Consider the following 13801-nt stretch of genomic DNA (forward strand, 5'->3'; position numbering starts at 1 on the left):
CGGAAGCGTCGTGGCGGACGGGCTCAGCCCGTCACACCTGGCTGGCCGGTGGTTCCGCTGCCGGTATCACCCCCACAAGACCCTCGAGCAGTTGCGCACTGCGGGCGCAGTCCGGATCCTGCACGATCGGCGGGACCGGAAGCAGCGTCAGGCCATGCCATCGCTGCACCGATCCCCACAACACCCGCCCGAGCGCGTCCCGTTGCGCCGGGAGAAGCTCCCGCTGCGCCGTCACCTGCCCCGGCGACGGCGCCAGCGGCCGGCCCAGCGCGGCGACGCTGCCCAGTACGCCCTCGTACCCCTCGATCTCGTCATAGCTGACGTGCGCGCCGGCGCTCGCGGCGAGACTCTCCATGACGATGCTGAGCGCCTGGTCCGGCCGGAGGGCGGTTCGGGCCCGAATGCCTCGTTGCACGTCCTTGATGGTCCGGAAATCGGCCGGTTTGAGCACCGGGCCCAGATTCACCTGATCCAACCGCCGCCACAGGTCGGTCTTGACCGCCGTGTCCGGGTCACCGATCCAGTCGTGCAGGAGCGGCTCGAGGTGCCGGGACCGGATCGCCCGCAGCGCCAACTGGCGGCACAGGTGGACGGCCGCGGCCGCGGCGGTCGCCCCGACCGACGGGTGCCCGCGCATTGCGTCGAGCAGCAGCGCGGCTGCCACCGCGGGCGCCAGCTCGATGTCCCGGGGTGCGCCCAGCCCGAAGGCCGCCGCTGCGTCGCTCGCGAGCCAGCGCCCGAGGGAAGCCTGGTGGTCCTCACTGGGCCCGGCGTCCCCGTGTACGACGGCACCCGCCCCGGCCAGCAACGCCTGGTACTCGCCCCGTGCCGACGGATCCACCGCGGATGACCGGTCCGGCGCCTGCGGGATCAGCCACGCCGGCAGGTCGAGAGCGAGGTGACGCCGGTCGGGGTCGCAGACGCTGATTCGTGGGGAACCACGGTCCAGAAGACGCCTGTCGACCTCGCACAGGCGGGGCTCGGCGGTCAGCGGAGGAGCCGACCCTTCCAGCCGCATGTCGAGCAGGATGTCGGACATGTACGCGCGGACGATGTACCGGTGCCGTCCGTCCGCCAGACGTTCGGTCGCCTCCTCGCCGATCACCTCCACCCGGAGCGGGTCGCCCAGCCTCAGCTGTTCGAAGCGCTGCAGGTTCGCCGCCGTGCGGACCAGCGAGACGGTGCCGTCCGGCAGCAGCCGACAGGACAGCTCGCGCAGTCGCTGCCGGCTGTTCGGTCGGCCCAGGTAGTGGTGCAGGTGCTCGGCGTCCAGTGGCGTCCAGCCGACCTCGGTGGCGGGCAGCCAGCGGGGCCGGTTCGTGCGCCGTTCGAGGCAGATGATGCCGGCGTCGGCACCGGTGCCGATCACTCCCACCGGCCTGACGGTGATCTCCTCGGCGGGTCGGCTCGGCTCGTCGGGCAACCCGAGCCGGACTCCCGCCGACCGGTCGGCGTACGCCCAGAGCGGTTGCCGCGTGCGACGGATCGTCTGGATGGCCTGGTCGACCAGGGGAAGCGGAAGGCCCGGAACGAGGTCACCGACGGCACCCACAGCCAGCCGGAATCCCCGGCGCAGCAGAAGCTCACCGGACGGCAGCACACCGAGCGGCTGAAGCACTGTCAGTTCACCCGGGCTCAGGTCGCGGTCGTGCCGGCGCCGCGAAAAGCGGATGGTCGTCCCGGCCACCACCTCGACCGTGACCGGCAGAGCACCCCCGCACAGCTCGAACAGCGCCCGACGATCCGCCGGATCCTTCAACGCCGCGACGAGCCATCCCGCCATGGAGTCGCTCCCGGCCGCCACGGGGACACGATCCGGCAGGCCAACGATGCTGAGGCCGGCCTCGCCCTCCTCGAGAAGGACCGTGTCACCGCGACCGACCACAGGTCTCTCGCCAGCCGACGTGACCTCGTTCCGGTCGGTGAGCCAGACCAGGGAGTCCTTCCGGTGAGCCTCGTCGGGCTCGGTGGGCAGGGTGGCCGACCAGATCCCGACCCCCACCCGTACGCTGCGGCGGGCGGTGTCGGTCTGCCCGATCGGCAGCAGCGCGCGCCGCCCCAGCGCGCCCCGGGGGCCGGCGATCCACTCGTGCAGCACAAGGCCGCCGATCTCGGTGGGATCGTGCCGCTGCACCGACAGGGTGACGCGGTCGCCGGGGGCGAAGCTCGACCAGTCCATACCGTCGAGGCTGTTTCCGTCCGGTGTGGACAGCATGGGACCGGTGACCTCGATGAGGCGGCCCGGAGCGACCTCGACCCAGAGGCCACTCGGACGGCCGCCGCGGTGGGTGACGCCACCCACCGCGTAGGTACGGGGGCGGCCGACCTTCCGACCGGCGCCGCCGTCGACCAGTTCGGTAGCGGGCAGACCGTACTGCCGTAGCTCGTCAGCGCTGTACCGCAGCATCCCGCCGCTGCCGAGGAACACCGGGTCGGTCCAGACCGTGGCGGACGGATTGAGTCGCTCGGTGGTGACCGTCTCCAGTCGCTCGCCCTGGCGGTACCCGGTCGTGCTGTCGTGATACTCCCAGGACGACTTGTCGCACCACTCCCGGATTCCATTCGCGCCACGGTCGAAGAAGGACACCTGGGCCCAACGGACCCGCGTACGCCAGGCGACCCCGTCGGCGTCGCGGCCAGCGGCGGACAGGGTGCCATCGGCTTCGCGGCGCAGGATGCCCACGCGAACGTCGCTGCCGATCCGCTCCAGGTGGTAGGAGTTGTGGGCTTCCCGCCGGACGACGCCCAGCTTCGGATGTGGCGTCGCGATCAGCTCCCGGGCCTGGGCGTCCGGGGTACGCCCCCGACGGGAGGCCGGCACGATGACCGACGGGAGGCCGACGACGGTGTACGAGCCCCGGCCGAGCGCTGTCGCGCCGTCATCGCGCCGGCTCAGCAGGTTCTGCATCGGCAGCAGCTGGACCGGCCGGCCCTCCCGTGGCAGATACGCCGCGTCACCGAGCAGCGCCTGACGGACCATGAGTGACCGGTCTGGCCCGCGCAGCAGACGGACGATCGATCCGTTGCGCGCCTCGTCCGCGTTGGCGACGGCATCGGCGCTGAAACGGAACACGACGTTCGGCCGCACCTCGAACTCGATCCGGTCGCCCTGCCGTACGACAGTGGCGAAGCACGGGGTCTCGTCGTTGGCAAGCCGGCTCATCAGGGCGGCGTGCGGGCGTCCGGGGCCGCCCACGATCGAGCCCTCGGCGCGATTGTCAGCCGGATGAATGCGCGTCAGCTTGACGAGGTAGACGGCGCCACGCAGCGGGTGGGTTCCCGGCTCGGCGTTGCGGTGGATGTGCTGCAGGAGCGCCTGCCGGCGGGAGAAGTCACGGCGCAGCACGGCGACCTCGAAACCCGTCCGCGATCCGCCGCCGATGAGATCGCCACCGCGCAGCGTGAGGGCGACGTCGTTGGGCAGCGGGCGGATCTCGTCAGCGGTCAGGAACAGGCGGCATCCCTGCGGAAGCTCACCGTTGTCGAACGTCGGACTGATGAAGTGGAACTCGACCTGCGCGCCACCGCTGCGCCTGAACTTGTCGACGTCGAGCCGGACGAGCGCCTGGTTCGGGCGGTCCGGCCGGGCCTCGCGCCGTTCCGCCTGCCAGGCGTCGGTGATGCGGCGGCTGGCCTCCGGCGCCAGCCGCAACCGGCGCAGCACCACCGTCTGGGTGTCCCGGTAGACCGGGCCGTCGGCGGGTTGCTTGCGCCAGCGGACGTGCAGCGCCTTGATGCGCGGGCGGCCACCGTCCTGGTCGGCGACGATGTCGGCGAGGTGGATGACCTGGTTGGCGGCCTCCCGGTGGAGCTGCGCGTACCAACCCCAGCGGATGTGTTCCATCCGGATGTCCAGGACGAGGTCCTGGGTGCCGGCACGCTGGTCGATCAGGACGTCGGTGACGAAGTCGCCGTGGAAGAGGGAGACGGCGTTGTCCGCCGCCGGTCTGCCGTCGATGGTGAGGGCCTGCTCGTTCAGTTCCAGCGTGTGGCCGTAGCCCCACTCGAACCGGTGCATCACCCCCTGCGCCGTCTCCCGGCGGTCGACGTAGTGCAGCCGCGCCCCGCGCAGATCCGAACGAATCCCGAGGCGGATGCCCTGTCGCTGGAAGTGCCGGAAGAACTCCGCCATGGAGAGCGCGGGCGCGGTCCGGTAGCTGGCGAACACGCCGCCGGCCAACTCCAGCAGAACGACCCGCACATCGTTGCTGCGGTACGCGACGGCCACCCAGGGCTCCTCGCCCTCGGCGAGCGGGATCTGCCACGTCGACCCTCCGGTGGGCGTCGGCACCGTCCACTCCGTCTGCAGGGTCACCGTGGAGCCGCTGAGCGTCGCCGTCAGCGGGGAGCGCTCACCGGCGAGATAGCGGTAGTAACCGTCGGTGCTCGACTGCCCCGGAGCGGGGGTGGCGGCTGGCTGCTGCGCGACCCCGGTGGAAAGGCTGAAGCTGCGCCGGACCACGACATGTCCCGGATCCACGTCCTCGAGCGCCACGTCGACACCGACGACCCGGGAGAACGGACCGGCTTGGACGTAGCGCGTCTCACCGTGCACCTCGGCCGATCCACGCCGGTCCGCATACCGGACCGCCATGCGACGCCGGTCGCGGTCCGGGTAGACCCGGGACATCTCGACAGTGCCAGCGCTCAGCGCGGGTTCCTCGCCGTTAGCTCCGACCGGTCGCAGATGCGCCGTGGCGGAGAGGTCGTCGTACAGGTAGAGGACCGGCCGGTTGGTCGACTGGGCCAGCGCCTTGCGCTGTCCTCGCCACTGCACGACGCCGAGGCCGATCGCGTCCGACGGAGGAACCTCGTTCTGGTACTCCCAGACCGCCCGGACGCGAATACGCCGGCGGTACGCGGTGAAGATCCAGCCGTGCCGGCTACGGCGGCCACGCACGATCGCGCCGACGTCGGTCGGCGGGCGGTCGAAGTTCTCCCGGCGCAGAGAGCAGACCGCGATGTCGACTCCGAGGTCGAGCAGGACCGTGTAGACGTCGGCCCGGCTCCGGGTGATCGGCGCGTCGACCACGATGCCGCGCAACTCGTGCTGCCGCACCAGGGCGTCCTCGCCAGCCTCCCGGTCGGCCTCGGCGAGACCCGCGGTGAGGTTGATGTTGGGTACCGGCGCCGGCTCGCCGTCACCGGTGGGCAACTCGAAGGTCCGCACGTCGCAGACCTGGGACTGACGGTTCTGTCGCAGGCGCTGATGCACCCGGTGTCGGGCGGAGACCGGCCCGAGCCAGATCGACTCCGCCTCCACGTCGACCGCGATCCCCTCGACGGTGTAGCCGCGCCGCATGCCCCACTGCGGTTCCGCCACAGTGGTGCGGAGTTGAACGACGTGCCCGTCGGCCAGATCGACGAGCCGTTCGAAGAGCTCCCGATCCGGCCGATCCGGCAGGTTGAGATGACGGGCCGGCACGACCCGCCCGGCGACCTGCCGCCGCCGCTGCTGTTCCTCCCCCCAGGCGGAGGGGGTGAAGCGGCACAGGGTTCCGGGCGCGTCGAGCCCGGTGACGACGACGTCCGGAAGGTCCGCCAACCGGGGGTCGAACCGCCACGTGCCGTCGACGAGGCGCGCCTCGTGGTCCGAGCCGTCCCGGAACAGGTCACGCCACCGCAACGCGCGCACGTCGAGCGCATCCTCGGCCGGCCGGCCGGGTTCCCGACGCAGGCGCAGTCGCGGCGCGCCGACGTCGTCGCCGTACAGATCGGCCGTCACGACAAGGCCGCACGGGTCACCGGCGGCCTCGCGGACGGCGGCGAGGAGGTCCGCGCGGTCACCGTCGTCCCAGACCTGGTTGTCCAGCACCACGTTGCAGCCGGGGCCGGCCGAGAACCGGATCGAGCGGCCCTGCCGGACGAGCTCGACCACCACCAGCCGGATCGGCGCCGGTTCGCCGCGACCGGTGAGTATCGCCAGGAACTCGACGTACTCACGGTCGACGGGCAGCCAGTGCTCGCCCTCCCATCGCGCGAGGGCCGGGTACTCGCCCACCGGCAGCTCCTCCAGCTCACCGAGGAGATCGGGATCCCAGCTCCGCCGCGCCTGCTGCGGAAGGGCCGCCACATCGAACGGCATGGCGTCGGCCACCCGGACGACGAGGCGTCCGGTGGCCGGCCGCTCGATCGTCGCGGGCCGCAGGTCGCCGACGACCGGCAACGAGGCCAACCGCTCGATCGGGCCCGCTGCCGCCGGTCCGGCGATGCTCCGGCGCAGCGGAACCGCCACCTGGTCGCCGACCCGGACGGCGTCGACCGGCGGCGGCACCGCCAGCGGGTCGGCCAGACCGCAGTTCACCCAGACCTGACCGTCCTTGGCCGCGCAGACCATGCCGATGACGTACGAGGGGTCGTTTCCGAGCAGGCGCCCGAACTGCTCGGGCGAGAGCCGGAACGGGTCTTCGACGCTCGCCCCCGAGAAGGTCCGCAGTTGCGGCGATCGTCGCGAGTGGACCCGGAGCACGCCGTCCACCGGGTCGACGGTGAGCCCGGCGAGGAGCCGGGGGTCGACCAGGCCGTGTGCCCCCTCATCCTCGTCCACCGGGATGCTCAGCTCCGTCAGGCGGAGGTTCTGATGGGCGTCCTGCCACAGTTGCAGGACGAAGTCGGACAGCGTGTGCCCACCGATGACGACGTCGGCGGGACCGAGCTCGAAGACGAGTCGCTGCATCAGCATGGTCAGCAGCGCGTTGCTCCGCCGAACGCCGAGTGACTGCCACGGGTTGTTGAGCAGGCGCTCCTGCTGGTCCACTGACTGCCGCTGGTACAGGCCGCGAAGCAGACGATGCCGGAGAGCCTCGGCCAGGTACGGCGGAAGCACCGCCTTCGGTCCGAGCCGGTCGAACATGAGCCAGCGGTCGAGTGGGGTGCCGAGGCCGAACTCGATCTCGGTGTCGATGATGTCCTCGAGGACCAACCGCTGCCAGGAGTGGCCCCCGATGCCCTGGGCGAGCGCGGCGAGCAGGCGCATCCGGACCGGCCGGGACAGCTCGCGCACCTTGGTCACGGCGTTGATCGCGGTGCGCCACTGCTCCACCCAGTCGGTGCGCTCGGCCTCAGAGATCACGTCCGGCTCGGTGAGGAGGGCCGCCAGACGCTCGGTCAGCAGGGCGAGCTGGACGCCGTGCCGATCGTTGACGAGACTGGGGTAGCGTCGCCAGCCGTCGGCAGTGAGCGGCGGAACGGCCAGGACCTCCCACTGGTTCGAGACGCGGGACGGATGAACGTCGCGCTCGTACCACGGCGTCAGCGCGTCGCCCTCTTCGGCACGCCGGAAGTGCAGCCGCAACAGGGCTGCCGGTCGCTTGGTCAGCGATGGCGGAAGGATCTGGACGGCGCGGATCAGGACCCGCTCGGCGAGGCTGAGCCCACCGGCCACCGGCTGCCGCCATCGCCCCTGGCCACCGGTGTCGAGGTCCGGCACCGTTCCGCTGAGGGCGTTCTCGATCCAGCCGGTCACCAGGGACACCCCCGGTCGGCCGCGCAACCACCGCTCCTGCTGTGGCAGCGCCTCCTCGTGGTGGTCGGCGAGCAGCAGATCCGCGAAGACCGACGGCTCGATCTGGGGGTACCTGCCGTCTCCGGCCCGCTCGTATTCCCGGTAGGTGTGCAGAGCCAGCCCGGCCAGCGGGAGGGACATCGAGGGGTTCGGCGACTCCAGGCGGTACGCCAGCTCGCTCAGGAAGGCCCGGTGCCGGGTGTCCGACAGCACGTCCGCGGCGTGCAGGACGAGTGCGGCGAGATGTTCGGCCCGGCCGGCCTCGACGCTGCGGAGCAGGCGTACGGCGGTGCACACCGCGAGCATCAGCCGCAGCAGCAGGACGGAGTCACCACCCATCGGGAACAGTGAGTCCCTGATCTGCTCGTCCGGATCTCGGGTGAAGCGGGCGTTGTACGCGCTGTTCTGGCGGTTGAACCACGGCGACAGCACGGCGACGGAGAACCAGCTCGACAGTTGCAGGGGCCCGGACCGGACGATGAACTCCACCGGCTTCTCGTTCCCGGTCCGCAGTCGGGCGAGCGACGCCGCGCTCGTCTGCCACGCGTTCAGTTCGTGGGTCGGCAGCGGGATCCGTACCCGGATCGGCTTGTTGATCTCCCGGTGGGGTGCGATCCACCGGTGCGCCAGCGCGTCCGCCGTCCCCTGCGGATCGATGTCGGCCGACAGCTCGTCCAGGACGGCCTGCCAGAGAACCATGGCGATGGTGGCCGGATGCTGACCGGACAGTCCCAGCCGCGACAGGACCTCCGACGCGGTCGACGGATCGGGTCGCCCGCGCCGCAGCCGGCGGAGGTGCGACAGCGTCACGACCTCGTTCGAGATCAGGCCGGCCGCACCGGGCGCCGGGCCGGCCGGAGCGGACGTCCCGGGGAATCCGAAGGTGAGTCGGGCGATCGCGGCAAGGAGGTCCGGCTCCTGGAACGCCGCGCCGATGCGCGGATCGAGGAGTTGGGTGACGACGTCGTCGGAGCTCATCAGCTCGTCGCCGACCATGGCGGCGAGTTCCACGGCGAGCAGTTGCGCTCGGCGGCCGCAGTGACCGGCGAGCGCGTCCCGGCTGAGCTTGCCGATCGTCTCGTCGACCACGAGTCGCGCGGACGCCGGGATGCGCCGTGCCGCCTCGACGCAGGCGGCGAGCACCACCACCTCGGAGCTGAAGCTCTCGATGTCGAGATAGGGGTGCGCCGCGCGGCCGGGACGCACGCGCGCCAGCGCTCGTCGTGCCGCCTCCGACAGGTGACCCGCGACGGTCTCGGCCGACCGGGCCGTGAAGATGGCTTCCACCGCCTGCGCCACCGCGGTACGGATCGATGCGTCCAGCACTGCCAGCGTGTCGTCGAGCGCACTGCGCGCCAGGGCCGCCGTGCCCGGTTCGACACCGGGCCGCACGGCGACGGCCAGCACCTGCGGGGCGGCGTACCGGCGCATGGCCGGTTCACAGTTGGCGAGCTGACGCAGAGCCGCGTTCAGCAGGTCAGCGCCGGAGTGTCGCGAGGTGAGCGCCTCCGTGATGGAGATGAACGCCTCCGCGTGATGCGGCGACGCGTGCACCGCCGAACAGAAGTACCAGGTCTCGATCATGCGCACTCTCCGTCGGGGTGAGCCGGAAGGTAGTGAAGGACGCGTCTGAGTTCGGCGATACGGTCAATGAGCACCTGTTCGGTGCGGGGGTCCACCGGCCGCAGTCCCACCGCCATCGCCACGGCGGACGGCACGTCCGGCGGCCCGGTCAGAAGCTCGATCAGATCCGCGCTCATCGGGCAGGCGCGCAGGGCAGCCATGTAGGCGTCGGTCAGCCGGTCCGCGGGTCGGGCCGCGCGCACGATCGCGGCGGCCACGCCGATGCGCCCGGTGAGAAGTGCCGCTTCCCGGCTCAGTTCGGCCGGTGTCGGTGCCGACGACGTGCCGTCCCCGTCGCCGGGGGTGGCGGGGCGGCTGGCCATGACCCGGACCAGGTCCGCTATGGCGCGGCCGGCGAAGGCGGACCGCCAGCCGGGCAGTTTCGGGCGCGCGGCCGGATCGCGGAGGGCCGCCAGCACCAGCGCCTCGACGACCGATTCGGTCAGCGGGGCGGGCAGGTCGGTCGGTGCCACCCGGCGATCACCGATTGAGTCCAGCCACCTGCCAACGTCGGCGTCGAAGGCGCAGGCCACGGTCAGCCCGGCAACCCAGCCGGCGCCGGTGCGCCGGGCGCCGGAAGCGGTCAGGAACTGCGGATACCAGCCTGGCAGGAACTCGCGGACGGCACACATCAGGTCGGTTTCCGCCACCCGGCCGTCGCCGTCCTCCAGCTCGCTGATCACCAGATCGGCCAGCAGCGAAGGGGAAACGCTGTCAAGGTCCGGTCCGGCGTGGCCGGGCAGCGGCGGGAGCACGGGCTTCAGCCCGCGTCGGACGGCCTCCTGGCGCAGCCGGTGCACGACAGCGGGCAGCACCGGCGTCGCGGGGGTGCTGCCCGACGGCAGCGGGGTGGCGGTGGTCGGCCGCTCGCCCGGCCGGAAGCGGGTCACCGTCAACCAACCGGTCCCGTCTCTGGTCAGCACCTCGGCCAACCGCTGTGCCGTGAGCATGGCGTCGACCGGCGTCGGGGCCCGTACGGCGACCACGACCGAGGACGCGGGGAAGCGGTCCCGAAGGTACGCCATCCAGGCACGGCACAGGCTCGCCGTCGCGGCGTCCGGGCCCTCCGCGGCAACCTCGACGTCGACGCGGAGCACGAAGGCGCGATCCTCGTCAGGACCGCCCGCGTCGAGAAACGCGGAGTCGGCGTCGGACAGCCGCCATGGATCGCCCGACCGCGCCGGCTCGACGGTGAGCCATCGACGCTGCGTGACGGTCATCCGGGAGTGCTCCCGAAGCACCAGCTCAGCGTCGTTCAGGTCGGTCGCCAGGTCGGCATTCGACGGCTCCGCCACCACGCCGTGGGCCGGTGTCCGGTCCAGGATCCACCGCAGGTCGAGCCGGACCGCCGTACGCTCGCTGCAACCCGGCACCAGCCGACCCGGCGACCAGCCGGACGGGATCACGTACCCCGCCAGCTCGTAGGCCTTGGTGGCGTCGGCCGCCGGGCCCGCGACAAGCCGGCGGCCGGGTTCGTTCACTCCGGTCTCTGGGCTGAAGTAGCAGGTGGTCGGCTCGCTGTCGGACGATCCCCGGTCCTTCATCCCGGCCAGCACCGTGGTCGAGAGGTCGGCGAGCGAGGGGGGCCACACCGCCGTGTCGGCCCGCCTCAACGCGTCCAACAGGGAACGGGAGAAGAGCCCGCCACGGTCACCGTACGAGTACCCGGCGGCGCGACGGGGCGGTGCCGCGTACATGATCGCCTGCCAGCACTCGCTCTTGCCCTCGTCCTTCTCCGGCAGCGACTCGGCCCTCGGGAGCCGCGCGTTCGGCAGGCGGCACGCGTCCACGGTGAAGACCTGCCGGCCGAAGCCGGGCAGGAACTCGGAGCCGCAGAGCGTCACCAACTCCTCGAAGCTGATGTTGATCTGGTGTGCCGCTGTGGCGTCGGCGAGGAGGAGACGCGACTGCAGGTCGGCGTACCAACCATGGCCCGCCCAGAACACCCACAGCAGGTCGCCGTCGTGCTGCGGCAACCGGAGGATCTCCGCGCGAACTGCGGCGGACGTTGCCGGACCGGCGACCTCCAGGCCGTGCGGCATCGGCGGAATCTCCTCGGCCGACAGCAGGAGCCGGATGTTGGCCGCCGGAACACCGAACCTCAACAGGACCTCGGCGAAGCCGACGGCGTCGTCGGCGATGCCTTTGCGGGCGAAGTCAGGGCCGAGATCCGGGTAGTCCTGCACCCCGACGACGAGTGCGAACGTCCGCTGGGAGAGGCCCCCGGGTACGAGAGCCGGCGCGGTGGTCATGGGGCGGCCCTCCCCACCTCCTTGACGAGTGACGCGAGTAGGTCGTAGAAGTCCTTCCGGTCGAAGTAGGCGCTGTGGGCCTCCGGCATGACCTCGTTTCCGGCGATCTCGACATCCTCCACCCGCCCCGGGAAGATCGGTTCGGCCAGGTAGGACAGGAGGTCCCGCCGGTGGTGGACGTTGAGCCAGCGGGGCACCGAGCCGGGCAGCGGCTCGCCGGCGTCGAGACTCGGCAGTGCGCCCATCTCGTGCAGGAGCGGCCCCTGCGACCCGACAGTGACGAGCGCCGCGACAGCGGGCAGCGACCGAAGGACGAGCGTGTCCAGCGCCGCGATGCCGCCCAGGCTGTGCCCCACGAGGACGACCGGACCGGCCGCGTCCCGGACGCAGTCGGCGATGAGCCGCCGGATCGCTTCGCCGCGGGCGAGGTAACGCAGGACGTCGCCCACGAACGGGTGGGCGCTGTCACTGAGCGAGCCGCGCCAGTGGTCGAGCGCCCACGCGCCACCCATCCGCATGGCGAGCTCCGCGCTGATCCTGGCCGCTGTGCCCAGTACGCCGAGCTGACCGCCTTGAAAGGCGTCGATCACCGACTCGACGAGCCGCCGCCGATCGGCGGGCACCAGGCGTGTCGTGGTGGACTGGTGGCGCAGCGTCTCCGCGATGATCGCTTCGGCCAGCGCGTCGACCAGCTCACCCCAGGCGGCGTCGCCCTGGGATTGGGCGATCGCCTCGCGGGCCGGTGCCGAACGCAGCACCGAGTCCACCGCCACGTCGAACCCCTCGGCGAGCCCGGTCGCGACCAGATCCTCGTTCAGCGTGGTCGCCTGCGACATCTGGGCCACCGCACGGGAGATGCGGTCCGCGTTACTGAGCTGCCCCGGCAGGCGAGGCGCCGGACGGGTGCGAGCGCTGACCGCCGCGCAGACCCGGACATCATGCAAGGGATCCAGGTCCAGGATGGTCCATCGGGCGGTCGGCCACCCGGACACCGGGGACTGTGCGGTGGTGCTCGGCCGGTATCGGGGGATGGACCTGTGCGGGGCCGGTGGCGGAGAGCCGAGCCGGTCACCCCAGAGACACGGGATGACTGTCGTGTCCGGACACCGGTCTCGCATCGCCGCATCGAACTTCTTGAGCACGGGCTCGTACCGTGAGGTGCGCGCGCCCGTACCGTGCACGAAGATCAAAGTTGTCATGCGGCGATCACCCCCCGTGTCCAAGGGAACCATTGTGATTGGAGGGGACTCGGCATAGAAACGTCTGATTGGGCGATGTTTTCGACCCCATGACCGGTCCCGGCGGGGCGCAGGTCACGGCCATTTCGAGGTCAACTGGACCGGCGACGGCACACAGGCCGTCCAGGTCGTCGTGCCGGTCTGACCCGCCGGGCACCGGCGTCACCTGACGTAGTCGCAGGTGGGAGTCGTGTGCACGCGCATCAGCGCGAGACGCGGATGGCACGGTTGGGCCGCGTCGGATGATGACGGTGCCTGACAAAGGCAGCGACGTTGACCGGAGCGGTGAGCGTCCGAGCAGGTGAGTCGGAAAGCCGACGGCAGTCCTGGGGGGCGCCGGCGGTGAGATGCTCGACGCCCCCGGTGACGAACGACGTCAGCAGCCCAGTCGTTTGGTGGAGAGCGCGATGTCGTCGATCCAGAGGTCGAAGTCGCGTGGTGTGGTGCCGCCCTGATAGAGCTGCCAGCCGATCTTCACTGTGTTCACCGTCGGCAGGACGAAGGGCACGTCGTTGCCGCCGTGATCGGTCGTCGACGCGCTCAGCCCCGGGATCGCCACCTCGTCGATCCACACCGTGACGCGGTTGTCCGTCGGGTCGAGCTTCCACTCGAAGCACTGCCAGGTGTCCTCGGCAACAGGGGCGGACTCCCGCCAGTTGGTCCAGTCGCCGGTCGGGCCACCGTCGGCGCCCACGCCCCAGAAGATGCCGGGGACTGTGGGCGCGTACTGGCCGCCGACCGGCCGGACGACCTCCGCACTACCGGTGCCGGTCGCCTCCACCAGCGTGAAGTGCGCCCAGTCGGGGGCGGTGGGGAACGCATCGACGCGCAGCCGCATCCGGCCATAGAAGCGGTTGCCCGGCGCGGCGAAATCGTCGACCCGCAGGAAGGCCCGCCCGTTGTCGACCGTGTGCACGTGCAACACCTGGTTGCCGTGGCGGGCACGCTCGACGGTGAGCGTGCCGTTGCGGGTGTCGACGCCCCAGTCCAACGTGCTGGCGCCACCTCGCGGCAGGCGCTCGAAGTCTTCACAGAAGAGCAGGCCACCGGCGCACGAGCGGTGGGAGGCGCCCGACGCGCCGGCCGGGACACTGCTGGCTGTGGTGCCGAGGATCAGGGCAGCGGTGATCACCGCGAGGGAACGGCGCATGGTCATCCTTCATGGCGTTGGGTCCCTACTGCGC

4 protein-coding genes are annotated in these 13801 nt (G+C 71.4%); all 4 read right to left on the reverse strand.

All coding sequences use genetic code 11. The features are described 5' to 3' along the window. Positions 1-31: 31 nt before the first annotated feature. The 4 genes from IF22_RS0111050 to IF22_RS0111065 all read right to left on the reverse strand — a co-directional run bounded on the left by IF22_RS0111050 (position 32) and on the right by IF22_RS0111065 (position 13767). The gene (locus IF22_RS0111050) at positions 32-9088 is read right to left on the reverse strand and encodes a hypothetical protein (RefSeq protein WP_156057444.1); all 9057 of its coding nucleotides are present in this window, start codon (positions 9086-9088) and stop codon (positions 32-34) included. Then, on the reverse strand, positions 9085-11379 hold the full coding sequence (locus tag IF22_RS33705; RefSeq protein ID WP_030330927.1) for a caspase family protein: 2295 nt from the start codon (positions 11377-11379) through the stop codon (positions 9085-9087). The genes IF22_RS0111050 and IF22_RS33705 overlap by 4 nt, the downstream gene beginning before the upstream one ends. Then, positions 11376-12215: an alpha/beta fold hydrolase gene (locus IF22_RS33710; protein ID WP_156057446.1), complete on the reverse strand. Its 840-nt coding sequence runs from the start codon at positions 12213-12215 to the stop codon at positions 11376-11378. Before IF22_RS33710 ends, IF22_RS33705 begins: the two co-directional genes overlap by 4 nt. A 778-nt stretch (positions 12216-12993) precedes the next feature. Beyond that, on the reverse strand, positions 12994-13767 hold the full coding sequence (locus tag IF22_RS0111065) for a hypothetical protein (RefSeq protein ID WP_209444531.1): 774 nt from the start codon (positions 13765-13767) through the stop codon (positions 12994-12996). Between the last annotated feature and the right edge of the window lie 34 nt (positions 13768-13801).

The sequence above is a fragment of the Micromonospora parva genome (assembly GCF_000718515.1).
GTDB lineage: Bacteria > Actinomycetota > Actinomycetes > Mycobacteriales > Micromonosporaceae > Micromonospora > Micromonospora parva.

Bases quoted from the DNA above. Each gene is read 5' to 3' on its own strand.
- IF22_RS33705 (WP_030330927.1), bottom strand. From the start codon at position 11,379: ATGACCACCGCGCCGGCTCTCGTACCCGGGGGCCTCTCCCAGCGGACG.
- IF22_RS33710 (WP_156057446.1), bottom strand. From the start codon at position 12,215: ATGTCGCAGGCGACCACGCTGAACGAGGATCTGGTCGCGACCGGGCTC.
- IF22_RS0111065 (WP_209444531.1), bottom strand. From the start codon at position 13,767: ATGCGCCGTTCCCTCGCGGTGATCACCGCTGCCCTGATCCTCGGCACC.
- IF22_RS0111050 (WP_156057444.1), bottom strand. From the start codon at position 9,088: ATGATCGAGACCTGGTACTTCTGTTCGGCGGTGCACGCGTCGCCGCAT.